This is a genomic window from Bosea sp. (in: a-proteobacteria), from assembly GCA_023910605.1.
Classification (GTDB): Bacteria; Pseudomonadota; Alphaproteobacteria; order Rhizobiales; family Beijerinckiaceae; genus Allobosea.
On sequence record JAAVVV010000001.1, the window covers coordinates 540,906 to 555,344 of the forward strand.

Below are 14,439 nucleotides of genomic sequence, written 5' to 3' on the forward strand. Positions count from 1 at the left end.
CGCCGTGAGCTGCGTGGCGTGCATTCGCGTCGGAATGGGCCTCGAGAGGGAATGGCGGCATTGTCAGGGAAGAGCGCAGGGCCATGGCAGGCGACGAAAGGTGAGGGCGCCGCGCCGCGCCGCTGGCTGCGCGCCGTCGCTTCCGGCTGCGTCTCCACCGCCGCCCTCATCGCGGCCGCCGGCCCGGCCCGCGCCTTCGGCGTCGATCAGGTGAAATCGGTCTTCCCCGACGCCTACAGCGCCTTCGGCGTTTCCACCGTCGTCGGGCTTGCCGTGTTCTCCGTCACCCTCGCCGTCCTGCACATCCGCGAGCGCACGCGCTGGGTCAGGCGCGAGGCCAAGCTTAATGCCCAATTGCACGAGGCCGTCGGGCGCGCGGCGCAGGCCGAGGTGTTCAGCTCCACCGAGGATGAGGTCACGGTGACATGGGCCACGCCTTCGGCGCAGGCCGAGCTTCACGGCGCGGCCGATTTCCTGCTGCAGAACGGCGTGCGCGTCTCGCCGCTCGCCTTCGGAAGCTGGGCCGCGGCCGAGCATGTCAAGGCGCTGGGCGATGGCGTCGACCTGCTCAAGGCGAGAGGCGAGCCTTTCGACCTGGGCCTGCACACGCGCGATGGCCGTTTCGTCGAAGCGCGCGGCCGCGCCGTGGCTGGCCAGGCTGTGATGCATCTGCGCGATGTCTCGCAGACGCGGCGCGCCCTGCGCGAGATGGAGCTGGAGCGCGACCGCCTGCTGGGCCTGAACCAGCGGTTCGATGCGTTGCTGGACGCCAGCCCGAGCCCGGCCTGGCTGCGCGGGCCCTCGGGCGAGCTGGTCTGGGTGAACGCGGCCTATGCCCGCGCGGTCGAAGCGCCCGGCGCGGAGGACGTGGTTCGCCGCAGCGTCGAACTCATGGACCGCGAGCAGCGTGAACGCGCCGTCCGCGCCCGCGCCAGCGGCGAGGCCTTCGCCATGCGCGCGCCAACCGTGGTGTCCGGCCAGCGCCTCTTCTTCGACCTGAGCGAGAGCCCGACTGCCCAGGGTTACGCCGGCCATGCGATCGATGTCAGCGAACTCGAGGTGCTGCGCGCCGATCTGGCCCGGCAGATGGAGGCCCATGTCCGCGTGCTGGACCGGCTTCCGACCGCCGTGGCGGCCTTCGATTCGCGCCAGCGCCTGTCGTATCGCAACCTGGCCTATGAGAAGCTCTGGTCGCTCGACCCCGCCTATCTCGATTCGCGCCCCAGCGATGGCGAGATCCTCGACCGGCTGCGCACGGAACGCCGCCTGCCCGAGGCCGGCGCCCACAAGGACTGGAAGGCGGAGCGGCTCAAGGCCTACACCGCGATCGAGACTACCGAGGACTGGTGGTATCTGCCCGATGGCCGCGCTATCCAGGTCACCACGAGCCCCAATCCGCAAGGCGGCGTGATCCATCTGTTCGATGACGCCACCGAACGCTTCTCGCTCGAATCCAAGGTCAAGGCGCTGTCCCGCACCCAGCGCGAGACCCTGGACGGCCTGCGCGAGGGCGTGGCGGTGTTTGGCTCCGATGGCCGCCTGAAGCTGAGCAATCCGGCCTTCGCGACGCTGTGGAAGCTCTCGCCGACCCTGCTCGCCACCCATCCCCATGTCGATGAGGTCATGGCCCTGTGCCAGCTGCTGAGCCCCGTCGAGGAGGCCTGGACGGTGCTGCGCGGCGCGGTCGTCGGCGTGCGCGAACGCCGCGAGGATCATGCCTCGCGCATGGTGCGGCTCGATGGCTCAGTGCTGGATTGCGCGCTGGCGCCCCTGCCCGACGGCGCCACCTTGCTGACCTTCGCCAATGTCACCGATACGGTGAACTTCGAGCGCGCGCTGACCGAGCGCAACGACGCCCTGGTCAAGGCGGCCCAGCTGCGTGACACCTTCGTGCATCATGTCTCCTATGCGCTGCGTTCGCCGCTCACCACCATCATCGGTTTCGCCCAGCTCATCGGCGAGGAGATCGCCGGACCCCTCAACCCGCGCCAGCGCGAATACGCCCAGCTCATCCTGCGTTCGTCAGGCACGCTTCTGACCATCATCAACGACATTCTCGACCTCGCCTCGATCGACAATGACGAGCTTCAGCTCGATCTTGCGGAAACGGATGTGACGGAGCTTGTCGCCAGCGCGGCACGCGGGCTGGAGGACAGGCTGGCCGAGACGGGCATCGTGCTGAAGCAGGAGATCGCGCCCGATGCCGGCCGGATCGTCTGCGACCCCAAGCGCATCAGGCAGGCGCTCTACAATCTCATGTCCAACGCCATCGGCTTCTCGCAGGGCGGGCAGGTCATTGAGGTCAGCGCGGCGCGCCAGGGCGGCGATGTCGTGTTCTGCGTGAGCGATCATGGCCGCGGCATTCCCGCCGACTTGCAGGACCGCATCTTCGAGCGCTTCGAGACCTACACCACAGGCTCGCGCCATCGCGGCATCGGTCTCGGCCTCGCCATCGTGCGCTCCTTCATCGAGCTGCACGGCGGAACGGTGGCGATCGACTCACGCATGGGCGAGGGCACCACGGTGACATGCCGCGTGCCGGTCGGCTCGCAATCGCTCGCGGACGCCGCCGAATGAGGGCTGCGCCGCCAGCCATCGCCGCGCCGTGAGCCGGGATGCCGCCCTCAAGCGCTCGTGGAGCCTCGCCTTCGGCAGCCAGGCCGAGACCTTGCGCCTCGCCGACGACATCGCCGGCATCGTGCGTCCCGGAGACATCATCGCCCTGTCCGGGGATCTGGGCGCCGGCAAGAGCACCTTCGCGCGCGCGCTGATCCGGCATCTGGCAAACGATCCGCGGCTGGAGGCGCCGAGTCCCACCTTCACCCTTATGCAGTCCTACGAGACGCCGCGCGGCCGCGTCGTCCATGCGGACCTTTATCGCCTGCGTGGGCCGGACGAACTGGTCGAGCTCGGCTTCGATGAAGCCTTGCACGATGCCATCGGGCTTGTGGAGTGGCCGGACCGGGCCGGCGAGAGCCTCGATGCCGCCAGCCGGCTCGACATCGTGTTCGATCTCGATCCCGGTGCCGGGAACCAGACCGGGGATGAGCACCGGCTCGTGACGCTGATCCCCGGCGCGGCCTGGGCCGAGCGGCTTGGCCTGACGCTCGGCGCCCGCCAGCTCATCGACCGCGCCGGCTGGGGCGAGGCGGAGCGCCGCCACATGCTCGGCGACGCCTCGACACGGGCCTATGAGCGACTTGTCCGCGCCAATGGCGAGACCGCGATCCTGATGATCTCGCCGCCCCGCCCCGATGGGCCGGCCGTGCGCGGCGGCAAGCCCTACAGCGCCGTCGCGCGGCTGGCGGAGCGGGTCGACGCCTTCGTGGCCATCGACCGCGGCCTGCGCGCGCTCGAGCTGTCGGCCCCGGAGATCTACGCCAGCGACCTCGTCAACGGCTTGCTGCTGATCGAGGATCTCGGATCGGAAGGCGTCCTGGGCGCGGACGGCCTGCCTGACCGCGCGCGCTACGAGGTGGCGGTGGAGGTGCTGGCCGCCATCCACGCCCAGCCACTGCCCACCATCCTGCCGGTGGCCGAGGGCCGCGAGTACGTCATCCCCGATTATGACGCTGAGGCCCTCGCCATCGAGACGGAGCTGCTGCTCGACTGGTATGCGCCTCATATCGCGGGCGTGACGCTGCCTGCCATCGCGAGGGCGGAGTTCAGCCGCGCCTTCGCGCCGCTCTTCGACACCCTGGCCAAGGGCCAGCGCACCTGGGCCTTGCGCGATTACCACTCGCCCAACCTGATCTGGCTGCCTTCCCGCGAGGGCCTTTGCCGGATCGGCATCATCGATTTCCAGGACGCCGTGCTCGGCCATCCGGCCTATGATGTCGTGTCGCTGGGGCAGGATGCGCGCGTGGACGTCGCGCCAGAGCTCGAATTTCGGCTGCTCTCGCGCTATGCCGCCGCTCGCCGCGCGCGTGACGCATCCTTTGACCTCGGCGCCTTCGCCGCCGCCTATGCCATCATGGGCGCGCAGCGCAACACCAAGATCCTCGGCATCTTCGCCCGGCTCGACAAGCGCGACGGCAAGCCGGCCTATCTCAAGCATCTGCCGCGCATCGAGGCCTATCTGCGCCGCGATCTGGCCCATCCCGCGCTGTCCGGGCTGAGGGCCTGGTACGAGGCCTATCTGCCGCGCCTTCTGGGCTGAGCCTTCCGGGCTGAACCGCGCTTTTCCGGTGCGCAGGGGCATGACGCTGCGCTAGACTGGCTGCGCCGGCCTGATTCCCGCCTTTCCGCATGGAGCGCCTGACGCATGGGCCCGTCCACCTTCCGTCCCACCCACGCCATGGTGCTGGCCGCCGGCCTTGGCCAGCGCATGCGTCCCATCACGGACACGCTGCCCAAGCCGCTGGTGGCCATCGGCGGCAAGCCCATGCTCGATCATGCGCTCGACCGGCTGGCCGAGGTTGGCGTCTGGGAGGCGGTGGTGAACGTCCATCATCTGGCGGACCGCATCGAGGCGCATCTGGAGGGCCGCACCGCGCCGCGCATCACCATTTCGGATGAGCGCGCCGCGCTGCTTGAAACTGGCGGCGGGGTGGCCAAGGCACTGCCCCATCTCGGCGCCGAGCCCTTCTTTCACATCAACTCGGATTCGCTCTGGGTCGAGAACGGCGTCTCCAACCTCGCGGCGCTCGCGAGCGCCTGGGCGCCCGAGCGCATGGACATGCTGCTGCTGGTCGCGGACAAGGCGCGCTCGCTCGGCTATGACGGGCCAGGCGATTTCCACAAGGCCCCGGATGGCGCGCTCACGCGGCGACGGCCCGGAGAGCCCGCCCCTTGCATCTATGCCGGTGTGGCCATCATCAAGCCTGCCCTGCTGGCGGACGCTCCCGCAGGCCGCTGGAGCCTCAATCTGCTGTTCGACAGATTGATCACCCAAGGCCGCCTGCATGGCCACGCGCTGGATGGCGAGTGGCTGCATGTGGGCACGCCCGAGGCGATTCCCGCAGCCGAAGCCCGCTTCCGGGCCTTCGCCGCCTCATGAGCGAAAGCCACGCCGGGGGGCCGCGCGCGAGGCCCAACCTCTACACCATCCCCGCGGGCGAGGATTTCCTGCCCGTGCTGGCCGAGGCCGTGCTGGCGGACCGGCTCGGTCTGGGGCTTGGCGGCGATGATCCCGCATCGCTGGGCAAGCTCACCCTTTACCTCCCCACCCGCCGCGCGGCACGCGCCTTCGCGGCCGTGCTGCTCGCCGCCAGTGGGCGCAAGGCGCTCATCATGCCGAGGCTGGTGCCGCTGGGCGATCCGGCCGAGGCCGAGCTGCACGACATCCTGTCGACCCCGCCGGACGAGGCGGGGCTGGCGGACGATCCGGCCCCCATCAAGCTCCTGTCGCGGCAGCTGCTGCTGGCCCGCTTCATCCAGAGCGCGAGCGTGCGGCCAAAGACGGAAGGAGAGGCGCCGGCGGCGCTCTCGGCCGCCTCGCTTGGCAGCGCCTTTGCGCTGGCTGGCGATCTCGCGGCGCTTCTCGACGCCATGCAGGCCGAGGATGTGCCCTATGAGCGGCTGCTCAACCTCGACGCCGCGCGCTTCGACGAATTCTGGCAGGTCACGGCGCGCTTTCTCGACATTCTGGGCAAGACCTGGCCCGGCGTCCTGCGCGAGCGGGGCGAAGTGGACCCGGTGTCCTGGCGCAACCGGCTGCTCGATGCGCGCAGCGCGCGGCTGAGGGCGGGCGGACCTGGCGATCCCGTCATCGTCGCGGGCTCGACCGGCTCCATGCCGGCCACGGCCCGCCTCATCGCGGCGGTGGCGCGGCAACAGCGCGGGGCCGTGGTCCTGCCCGATCTGGACCTCGGGGCGGACGATGCGCAGTGGTCGGCGCTGGGCACCGAGGCGAAGGCGCGCCCTGATCGCGCCGCCAGCCACCCGCAGGCCATGCTGGTGCGGCTGCTCGACCAGATGGCGGCGGCGCGCGAGGATGTGCGCAGCCTGCGCTCGGCCACGCCCTGCCCGGCGCGGAGCCTGCGGCGCATCCTCGCCCATGAGGCCTTGCGCGCGCCCGGCAGCACCGAGGCCTGGCGCGATCTCGAAGCCCGGCTTCCCGCCGCCGGCATCGCCGCTGCCATGGCCGACGTCACGCTTGTCGAGGCGCCCGACGAGCGTCTGGAAGGGTTGACCGTCGCGCTCGCCATCCGCCGGGAGCTCGACCAGCCGGGCCGGACCGTCGCCCTCGTCACACCCGATCGAGGCCTCGCGGAGCGCGTTGCGCTCGAGCTCGGGCGCTGGGGCGTCACCATCGATGATTCCGCCGGCCAGCCGCTGGGCCGGACGCTCGCCGGCCACGCTCTGTCGCTGCTGCTGGCCTTGCTGGAAAGCGGCGTGTCCTCGCGCTGCCTGCTTGAGCTGCTGCATCATCCCGGCATCGTCCTCGGCTTGCCGAAAGCGCAGCTCGCGGCGGCGCGCCGCGCCTTCGAGATCGGCGCGTTGCGCGGAGCGCGGCCCTTCACCGGGCTTGAGGGCCTGCGCGCCGCCATGGCCGGGATGCCCGAGCGAGTGGCCGACCATCGCGCGCCGCGCCCGCGCCGCAGCCTCGGCCCGGACGAGATGGCCGCGGCGGCCGAACTCGCCGGCCGGGTCGAACAGGCGCTCGCCCCCCTCCTCGCCAGCGCCTCCGGCACAGCCTTCAGCCTCGCCGGCGCGGTCCGCGCCCTGCGCTCCGCGATCGAGCGGCTGGCCGCGACCGATGACGGCGAGGTCGCCGTCTATGGCGCGGAGGATGGCCAAGCCCTCCAGCTCTTGCTCGATGACCTGGAGGCGGCCTGCGCCGATATCGCCGGGAATGCCGAGGAGCTTGCCCGCATCTGCCGCGTCGCCATGGCCGAGCGCGTGGTGCGCCTGCGCGGACGCGAGCATCCGCGCGTCAGGCTGCTGGGTCTCATCGAGGCCAGGCTGATGCATGCCGATCTGGTCATCCTTGGGGGGCTCAACGAGCCCGTCTGGCCGCCCGGCTCGGTCACCGATGCCTTTCTCAACCGGGCCATGCTGGCCGAGCTTGGCCTGTCCTCGCCCGAGCGGCGCGTGGGCCAGAGCGCCCATGACTTCATCCAGGCCTTCGCCGGCTCCCGCGTCCTGCTCTCCCGCGCCGCAAAGGCCGGCGGCGTGCTGGCGCTTCCCTCGCGTTTCTGGCAGCGGCTCGATGCCGTCGTCCCGCCGGACATCTGGAAGCAAGCCCATGAGCGCGGGCAGGGCCTTGTGGCGCTTGCGGCGGCCCTCGACACGCCGGCCGAGGTCAGGCCATGGCGCAGGCCAAGGCCCTTTCCGCCTGCCCACCTCCAGCCCCGGCGCCTGAGCGTCACCGAGGTGGAGACGCTTTACCGCGATCCTTACGCCATCCATGCCCGTCGCGTGCTGCGCCTCGACCCCCTGGAGCCGATGGAGCGCGCGCTGGGCGCATCCGATCGCGGGCAGCTTCTCCATGGCGTGATGGAGGCGTTCGCCCGCGCCTGGCCCTCAGCGCTGCCGCCCGACCCGCTGGCGGCCCTGCTCGCGCTCGGCACGGAGCGTTTCCGGCCGGTGATGCACGAGCCCGATGTGGCCGGCTTCTGGTGGCCACGCTTCTGCGCGCTCGCCCCCGACATCGTGGCCTGGGAGCGCCAGCGCCACGCCAACCTCGTGCGCATCGGCACCGAGCTGCGCATCGAGGCTGCGATCGGCCTGCCTGCAGGCGGGGAGATCGCCTTGTCTGCCCGCGCCGACCGCATCGAGCTGATGCCCGATGGCAGCCTCGCCATTCTCGACTTCAAGACCGGCGCCCCGCCCTCCGCTCGGCAGATCGCAGCCGGTCTCGCCCCGCAGCTCCTGCTGGAGGCCGCCCTGTCCGAGCGCGCCCCCTTCGTGCCGGCCGAGCCCGGCGATGCGCAGGCGCCGCTGGGTCCCGCCGCTGCGAGCCAGGCGCTCTATGTCGTGCTCAAGCCGGTGAAGTCCGCGCTGCAGACGGTCGATGCAGCCCCGGCCTTGCGGCTGCGGGAGGTTGCGCGCGAGCACCTCGAAGGCTTCGTGGCGATGGTTTCGGATTTCCGCTCGGGCGCGCGGCCCTACACCTCGCGCTTCGCGGCGCAGTTCATGCGGTTTGACGGGGATTACGACCATCTTGCCCGTGTGAAGGAGTGGTCCGCTGCCGGCCATGACAGCGATGAGGAGGCGTCATGAGCGCCGCGTCCCCCGCCCGCCGCGTCATCGCCGTGCCTCCCGCGACGCTGGAGTTGCAGCGGCGCGCCTATGATCCCGAGGCCAGCGCCTGGGTCTCCGCCAATGCGGGCTCGGGAAAGACCACGGTGCTGGTCCGCCGCGTGCTGAGGCTGATGCTCAGCGGAGCCGCGCCCGAGCGCATCCTGTGCCTCACCTATACGGCGGCGGCCGCCGCCACCATGGCCGACCGGCTCTTCGGCACGCTGCGCGCCTGGGTCAGGCTGGATGATGCGGCGCTCGATGCGGCGCTGGTCGACCTGTTCGACCGCCAGCCCGCCGCCGCCGAGCGCGTGCGGGCGCGCCAGCTCTTCGCCGAGGCCCTCGAGACGCCGGGCGGACTCAAGATCCAGACCATCCACGCCTTCTGCACGCGAATCCTGCAGAGTGCGCCCTTCGAGGCGGGCATCCCGGCGCACTTCGAGGTGATCAGCACCACCGACAAGGCCGCCGCCATCGAGGCTGCCGTCACGCGCACCCTGATGAAGGCCAGCGATGATGCCGATGCGCTCAAGGCGTCGCTCGACCGCATAGCGCTGGCCGTCGACGATCGCCGCTTCCGCGAGCTGATCGACCGGGCGCTCGCCGCATCGGGCAGCCTGATCGCGCCGGATGGCTCGGTGCGTCCGTTCGACGACATCAGGTCCGAACTTGCCACCGCGCTCGGTGTCGATCCCGCCTGGACCCTTGAACAGGTGGAGGAAGAGGGCCTGGCCGCCATCGAAGGGGCGATGGACTTTCGCGACGCCCTGGCGGCGGTGCTCGGCTTCGGCTCGCCGACCGAGAAGGCCAAGTGGACCGCGCTCGCCGCCGATCACCAGCGCGCGCCGAATGTCTCCGCCAGGCTCGACATCTGGCGCGGCGTCCTGTGCAAGGGCGACGGGCAGTTGCTGGCCAGGGCCTTCACCAAGCCTGTGCTCGCCGGCGCGCCTGCCATTGCAGCCCGCGTCGACGCCACATGCGCGGCCTATCTCGCCTTCCGCGAGCGCCTGAACGCCTTCACCATCTATGATCTCAGCGCCAGCCTGTTCGGCCTCGCTCGGCTCATCCTCGCTGATTACGACGCCGCCAAGCGGCGCATGGCGGCGCTCGACTTCGGCGACCTGATCGCAGCCACGCGCAGGCTGTTCGACAACACGCGCGCCGCCTGGCTGCTCTACAAGCTCGACGCCGGCCTCGATCACCTTCTGGTGGACGAGGCGCAGGACACCAGCCGCGACCAGTGGAGCATCCTCAATGCGCTCACCGGCGAATTCCTCGCGGGCCTCGGCCAGCGCGACCCGCGCCTGATGCGCACCATCTTCGCCGTAGGCGACGAGAAGCAGTCGATCTATGGCTTCCAGGGCGCGGCTCCGGCCGAGTTCGGACGCCAGCGCAGCGAACTCAGGCGAGCCCATGAGGAGATGGACCGCCCCTTCAGGGATGTGCCCCTCACCGTGTCCTTCCGCTCGACGCGCGATGTGATCCGCGCGGTCGATGCGGTCTTCGCCCAGCCGGCCGCGTTCAAGGGCCTGTCGCATGATCCGGCCGTGACCGGCACGGTCCATGAGACGATCCATGGCGAGCTGTGCGGAGCGGTGGACCTGTGGGACCTGATCGAGCCCGATCCGGGCGAGGACGAACTGGTCTGGCGCCGGCCCGTCGATGCGCCCGATCGTCAGGCCCCGATCCTCACCCTGGCCCGCACCATCGCCTCGACAATCCGCCGCTGGATGGATGATGGCGTTGACGATCTGGGTCGGGCCTTCCGCCCCAGCGATGCGCTGGTGCTGATGCCGCGCCGCAACGTAACCTTCGGCGCCATCGTCCGCGCGCTCAAGGAGGCCGACGTCCCCGTGGCGGGCATGGACCGGCTCCAGCTCGCCACCCACATCGCGGTGCAGGATCTCATCGCGCTGGGCCGCGCCGCGCTCCTGCCCGAGGATGACCTGACCCTCGCCGTGGTGCTCAAATCGCCCCTGATCGGCCTCGATGACGACGATCTGCTGCGGCTGGCTCCCGGCCGGCCGGGCTCCCTGCGCGCGGCGCTGGGCGAATCCGGCCATGAGCGGGACCGCAGGGCCGAGGCGCTGCTGGCGCGGATCGAGCCCATGGCCACGCATATGGGCCCCTTCGCCTTCTACAACCGCATCCTGTCGGAGATGGGCGGTCGCAAGGCCATGCTCGGCCGCCTCGGCGCCGAGGCCGCCGACGCGATCGACGCCTTCCTGGTCCGCGCCCTCGAGCACGAGCAGCGTGACGGCCCCTCGCTCGCCTGCTTCCTCAGCGCGGTCGAGGCCAGCAGCGACGACGTCAAGCGCGACCTCGCCGTGGCGGCGGGTGAGGTCCGGGTCATGACCGTGCATGGCGCCAAGGGGCTGGAAGCGGCCACCGTGTTCATCGCCGACATCGGCATGCTTCCCCAGGGGAGCCAGATGCACGGGCCGCTGATGGCTGTGCCCCTGCCCGGCGCCAACAGCACCCGCTCTGTGACGGTCTGGGCGCCCCGCACCGCTGATGACTGCGCGGCCTCTGCCGAAGCGCGGGACCGGGTGCGCGAGCAGGCGAGCGAGGAGCATCACCGCCAGCTTTACGTGGCCATGACCCGCGCCGAGAACCGGCTGATCCTGTGCGGCGTGCGCCCCGGGCGGGGCAGCATCGCCGAGTCCTGGTATGGCCTCGTCGAAAGCGGGCTCGCCGCCAGTCCCGAGGGGCTGGCCGCCATCGAGCCGCTGCCGAACGGGATCGGCCGCCGCCGCTTCAAGGTCACGCCGCCTCAGGCTGCGGAGCAGCCCGCCGCGGCTGCGGTTTCAGGGTCTGCGGATCGTGGCCATTCCGTCGCGCTGCCTGATTGGGCGCTGGCGCCGGCCCCGCCCGAAGCGCTGACCGAGCCTCCGCTCGCTCCCGCCCATGCTCTTGCGGCAGCGGACCGCGCCGACCGGCAGGCCGATCAGCCCGGCCGGCAGGCGCTGATGGCCGCGGCGGCCGAGCGCGGGCGCTTCGTGCATCTGCTTTTGCAATGGCTGCCGGCCGCCGCTCCCGAGCACATGCGCGCGGTCGCGCTACGCCTTGCCGCGCGGCATCTGCCTGGCGCTCCTGATGCGGAGCGCGAGCGCCTGATCGACCAGACGCTGGCTGTGATGGCCAGCCAGGAGGCGCGCGGCCTGTTTGCGGAAGGTTCCATTGCCGAGGTCGAAATCGGCGGCGAGATCCCGACGGCATCGGGTCCGCGCACCGTCTCCGGCCGCATCGACCGGCTCCTGGTGCGCGATGATCATGTCGTGCTCGCCGATTTCAAGACCAGCCAGCGCCCGCCGCGCGACAGCACGCAGATCGGGGCGCAGACGCTGGCCCAGCTGGCCGCCTACCGCGCCCTGCTGCGCGCGCTCTATCCTGGCCGCCCGATCAGGGCGCTGGCCATCTACACGGCGGGACCGCTTGTGGTTGAGCCGACGGCTGAGCAGCTCGACGAGGCCCTGGACGCGCTGACGGGTCTGTGAGCGGCCGCGCGTCACGGTGGCGTGACGCGCAGGCCTTGAGCCTTGACCGTGGCTCTCCCCGTTCATAGCTTCCGGCCAGTTGATCGCGGCTGTTCGCGACCCGACCGACCCGACACCGGAGATGATGATGAGCGCCGCCACCAAGGTCACTGACGCCAGTTTCGAAGCAGACGTGCTGGGCTCCTCCGAGCCGGTCGTCGTCGATTTCTGGGCTGAATGGTGCGGCCCCTGCCGCATGATCGCGCCCGCGCTGGACGAGATAGCCACCGAAATGGCGGGCAAGGTCAAGATCGTGAAGCTGAATGTCGATGAGAACCCGGCGGTGTCGGCCAGGTTCGGCATCCGCTCCATCCCGACACTGATGGTGTTCAAGGGCGGCAAGCTGGTTGCGCAGAAGGCCGGCGCCGCGCCCAAGAGCGATCTGTCCAAGTGGATCAGCGCCAGCGCCGCGGTCTGACCCGCGGGCCCGGCGGCCGCTCCTGACCCTCACGCTTAACCGGCCCTTAAAAGCGCCATGGTTCACTGCACCAGACAAGGCGCGGCCCCATGGCTCCCTCGGGAGCCTGTTTTCGGTCGCGCTGAATGAAGCGAGGCGCGCTGGCGCATGGCTGACCGGACACGGCGTGAGCCGACCTTTGGCGAGGGCAGGCCCCGGCGCGGTCCGGCGCATGAGGAACTGCGCCTGTCGCCTGATGACCGCGCCGTGCCGACCGGGCGCGGCTCGCGGCGCGGCGGGCAGGGCGGCAGGCATGGCGGCGGCTCCAGGCGCGATGGCGATGCGCCGCAGCCAAGCGGGCGCCGGCGCAAGCGGCGGCGCTCCTTTCTCGGCGGCGTCGTCTACTGGACGTTCGTGCTGGGCCTCTGGGCCGCGATGGGGCTTGGCGGCTTCATAGCCTATCACGCGGCGCAGCTGCCCCCCATCGACCAGCTCACGGTGCCCAAGCGGCCGCCCAACATCGCCATTCTCTCGGCCGACGGCGCGCTGATCGCCAATCGCGGGGAGACGGGCGGGCGCAGCGTCAACATCCGCGAATTGCCCGTGCACCTGCCGCGGGCCTTCATCGCCATCGAGGACCGGCGTTTCTACAGTCATTTCGGCCTCGATCCGATCGGCATCATGCGCGCCATGGTGCGCAACCTCACCCAGCGGGGCGTGGCGCAGGGCGGCTCCACGCTGACCCAGCAGCTCGCCAAGAACCTCTTCCTCACCCAGGACCGCACCCTCTCGCGCAAGGCGCAGGAGGCCATTCTGGCGGTCTGGCTGGAGCGCACCTATTCCAAGGACCAGATCCTCGAGCTTTACCTCAACCGCGTCTATTTCGGCTCCGGCGCCTATGGCGTGGAGGCGGCGTCGCAGCGCTATTTCGGAAAGTCCGCCCGCTCGGTGAGCGTGGCCGAGGCGGCCATGCTGGCGGGGCTGGTGCAGGCGCCCTCGCGCCTCGCCCCCAACCGCAACCCCCAGGCTGCGGAGCGGCGCGCGCAGTTCGTCATCGCGGCCATGGTGGACCAGGGCTTCATCACCGATGGATCGGCCAAGGCCGCGCTCGTGCAGCCCGCCGAGGCGGTGGAGCGCGAAGGCGCCAACACCATCGCCTATGCCGCCGACTACGTGATGGACGTGCTCGATGATTTCATCGGCACGATCGAGGGCGACGTCACCGTCCTGACATCTATCGATCCGCGTGTGCAGGCTGCTGCCGAGGCGTCGCTGGTCGAGGCGCTGGCCAGGGAAGGCGCCCGGCAGGGCGTGAGCCAGGGCGCTGTTGTCGCCATGGCGCCCGATGGAGCGTTGCAGGCGCTGGTCGGGGGACGCAGCTACGCGCGCAGCCAGTTCAACCGCGCCACGGCGGCGCGCCGCCAGCCGGGCTCGTCCTTCAAGCCCTTCGTCTATCTCGCCGCCATCGAGGCCGGCCTGACGCCCGACACGATCCGGGATGATTCGCCCGTCACCATCCGGGGCTGGTCGCCCGACAACTTCTCGCGGGATCACCGTGGCCCCGTCACCTTGCAGACCGCGCTGTCGCTGTCGCTCAACACGGTCGCGGTCAAGCTCGGGCAGGAAGTCGGGCCGCGGTCCGTGGTGCGCGTCGCCCAGCGCCTCGGCATCGCCTCGCCGCTTCAGCCCCACGCCTCGCTGCCGCTTGGCACCTCGGAGGTCACCCCGCTGGAGCTGACAGCCGCCTATGCCGCCTTCGCCAATGGCGGGCAGGCGGTCACGCCGTATGTCATCCGCGAGGTCCGCGCCGCCAATGGCAAGGTCATCTACAAGCGTGAAGGCTCCGGCATCGGCCGCGTGATCGACCGGGGGCGCCTCGCCATGATGAATGCGATGATGCGCGAGACCCTGCTGACCGGCACCGGGCGCAAGGCTGACGTGCCCGGCTGGGAAGCTGCCGGCAAGACCGGCACCACCCAGGATTTCCGTGATGCCTGGTTCGTGGGCTACACCGGCCGCATGGTCGCGGCGGTCTGGCTCGGCAATGATGACAACAGCCCGATGCGGCGCGTCTCGGGCGGGGGGCTGCCCTCGGAGATATGGGGCCGCTTCATGCGCGCCGCGCTGCAGGGCGCGCAGCCCCAGCCGCTGCCCGGCGGGCTCTGGCGCAACGCCCCCGACGCCGGCACGGGTATCGGCGCGCCGATGGCCAGCGCGCCCAACGACACCCGGCCCATTCCGCCCGGCGCGGTGGGCGGCCCTGTCCGCCCGGCCGCCGCGCCGCAGGAGCGCTCCCTGTTCGAGCGTCTGTTCGGCAGCTGA

At 70.8% G+C, this 14,439-nt stretch carries 7 protein-coding genes; all 7 read left to right on the plus strand.

Features of this window, described 5'->3' with window-relative positions; translation table 11 throughout:
- Positions 1-51 precede the first annotated feature (51 nt).
- The 7 genes from HEQ16_02775 (at position 52) to HEQ16_02805 (ending at position 14,439) form a co-directional block, all read left to right on the plus strand.
- Complete coding sequence (locus HEQ16_02775; protein MCO4052979.1) at positions 52-2,577, plus strand: PAS domain-containing protein; 2,526 nt, start codon at positions 52-54, stop codon at positions 2,575-2,577.
- 28 nt (positions 2,578-2,605) lie between these two features.
- Positions 2,606-4,159, plus strand: a complete 1,554-nt coding sequence (gene tsaE / locus HEQ16_02780; GenBank protein MCO4052980.1) for a tRNA (adenosine(37)-N6)-threonylcarbamoyltransferase complex ATPase subunit type 1 TsaE — start codon at positions 2,606-2,608, stop codon at positions 4,157-4,159.
- Between the two features lie 105 nt (positions 4,160-4,264).
- Entirely contained in the window at positions 4,265-4,999 is a 735-nt protein-coding gene (locus tag HEQ16_02785; GenBank protein ID MCO4052981.1) for a nucleotidyltransferase family protein, read from the plus strand.
- Positions 4,996-8,166 carry a double-strand break repair protein AddB gene (gene addB, locus HEQ16_02790; protein MCO4052982.1) on the plus strand — a complete coding sequence of 1,057 codons (3,171 nt, stop codon included), beginning with the start codon at positions 4,996-4,998 and terminating at the stop codon, positions 8,164-8,166. The genes HEQ16_02785 and addB overlap by 4 nt, the downstream gene beginning before the upstream one ends.
- Positions 8,163-11,681, plus strand: a complete 3,519-nt coding sequence (gene addA / locus HEQ16_02795; protein ID MCO4052983.1) for a double-strand break repair helicase AddA — start codon at positions 8,163-8,165, stop codon at positions 11,679-11,681. The genes addB and addA overlap by 4 nt, the downstream gene beginning before the upstream one ends.
- A gap of 127 nt (positions 11,682-11,808) precedes the next feature.
- A complete protein-coding gene (gene trxA / locus HEQ16_02800; protein ID MCO4052984.1) occupies positions 11,809-12,138 on the plus strand; it encodes a thioredoxin in 330 nt (109 codons plus the stop codon).
- Positions 12,139-12,285: 147 nt separating this feature from the next.
- A complete protein-coding gene (locus tag HEQ16_02805; GenBank protein MCO4052985.1) occupies positions 12,286-14,439 on the plus strand; it encodes a penicillin-binding protein 1A in 2,154 nt (717 codons plus the stop codon).

What these genes read in the sequence shown, in the direction of transcription:
- addB (MCO4052982.1), top strand. Translation starts at nt 4,996, where the DNA reads ATGAGCGAAAGCCACGCCGGGGGGCCGCGCGCGAGGCCCAACCTCTAC.
- HEQ16_02785 (MCO4052981.1), top strand. Translation starts at nt 4,265, where the DNA reads ATGGGCCCGTCCACCTTCCGTCCCACCCACGCCATGGTGCTGGCCGCC.
- addA (MCO4052983.1), top strand. Translation starts at nt 8,163, where the DNA reads ATGAGCGCCGCGTCCCCCGCCCGCCGCGTCATCGCCGTGCCTCCCGCG.
- HEQ16_02775 (MCO4052979.1), top strand. Translation starts at nt 52, where the DNA reads ATGGCGGCATTGTCAGGGAAGAGCGCAGGGCCATGGCAGGCGACGAAA.
- HEQ16_02805 (MCO4052985.1), top strand. Translation starts at nt 12,286, where the DNA reads ATGGCTGACCGGACACGGCGTGAGCCGACCTTTGGCGAGGGCAGGCCC.
- trxA (MCO4052984.1), top strand. Translation starts at nt 11,809, where the DNA reads ATGAGCGCCGCCACCAAGGTCACTGACGCCAGTTTCGAAGCAGACGTG.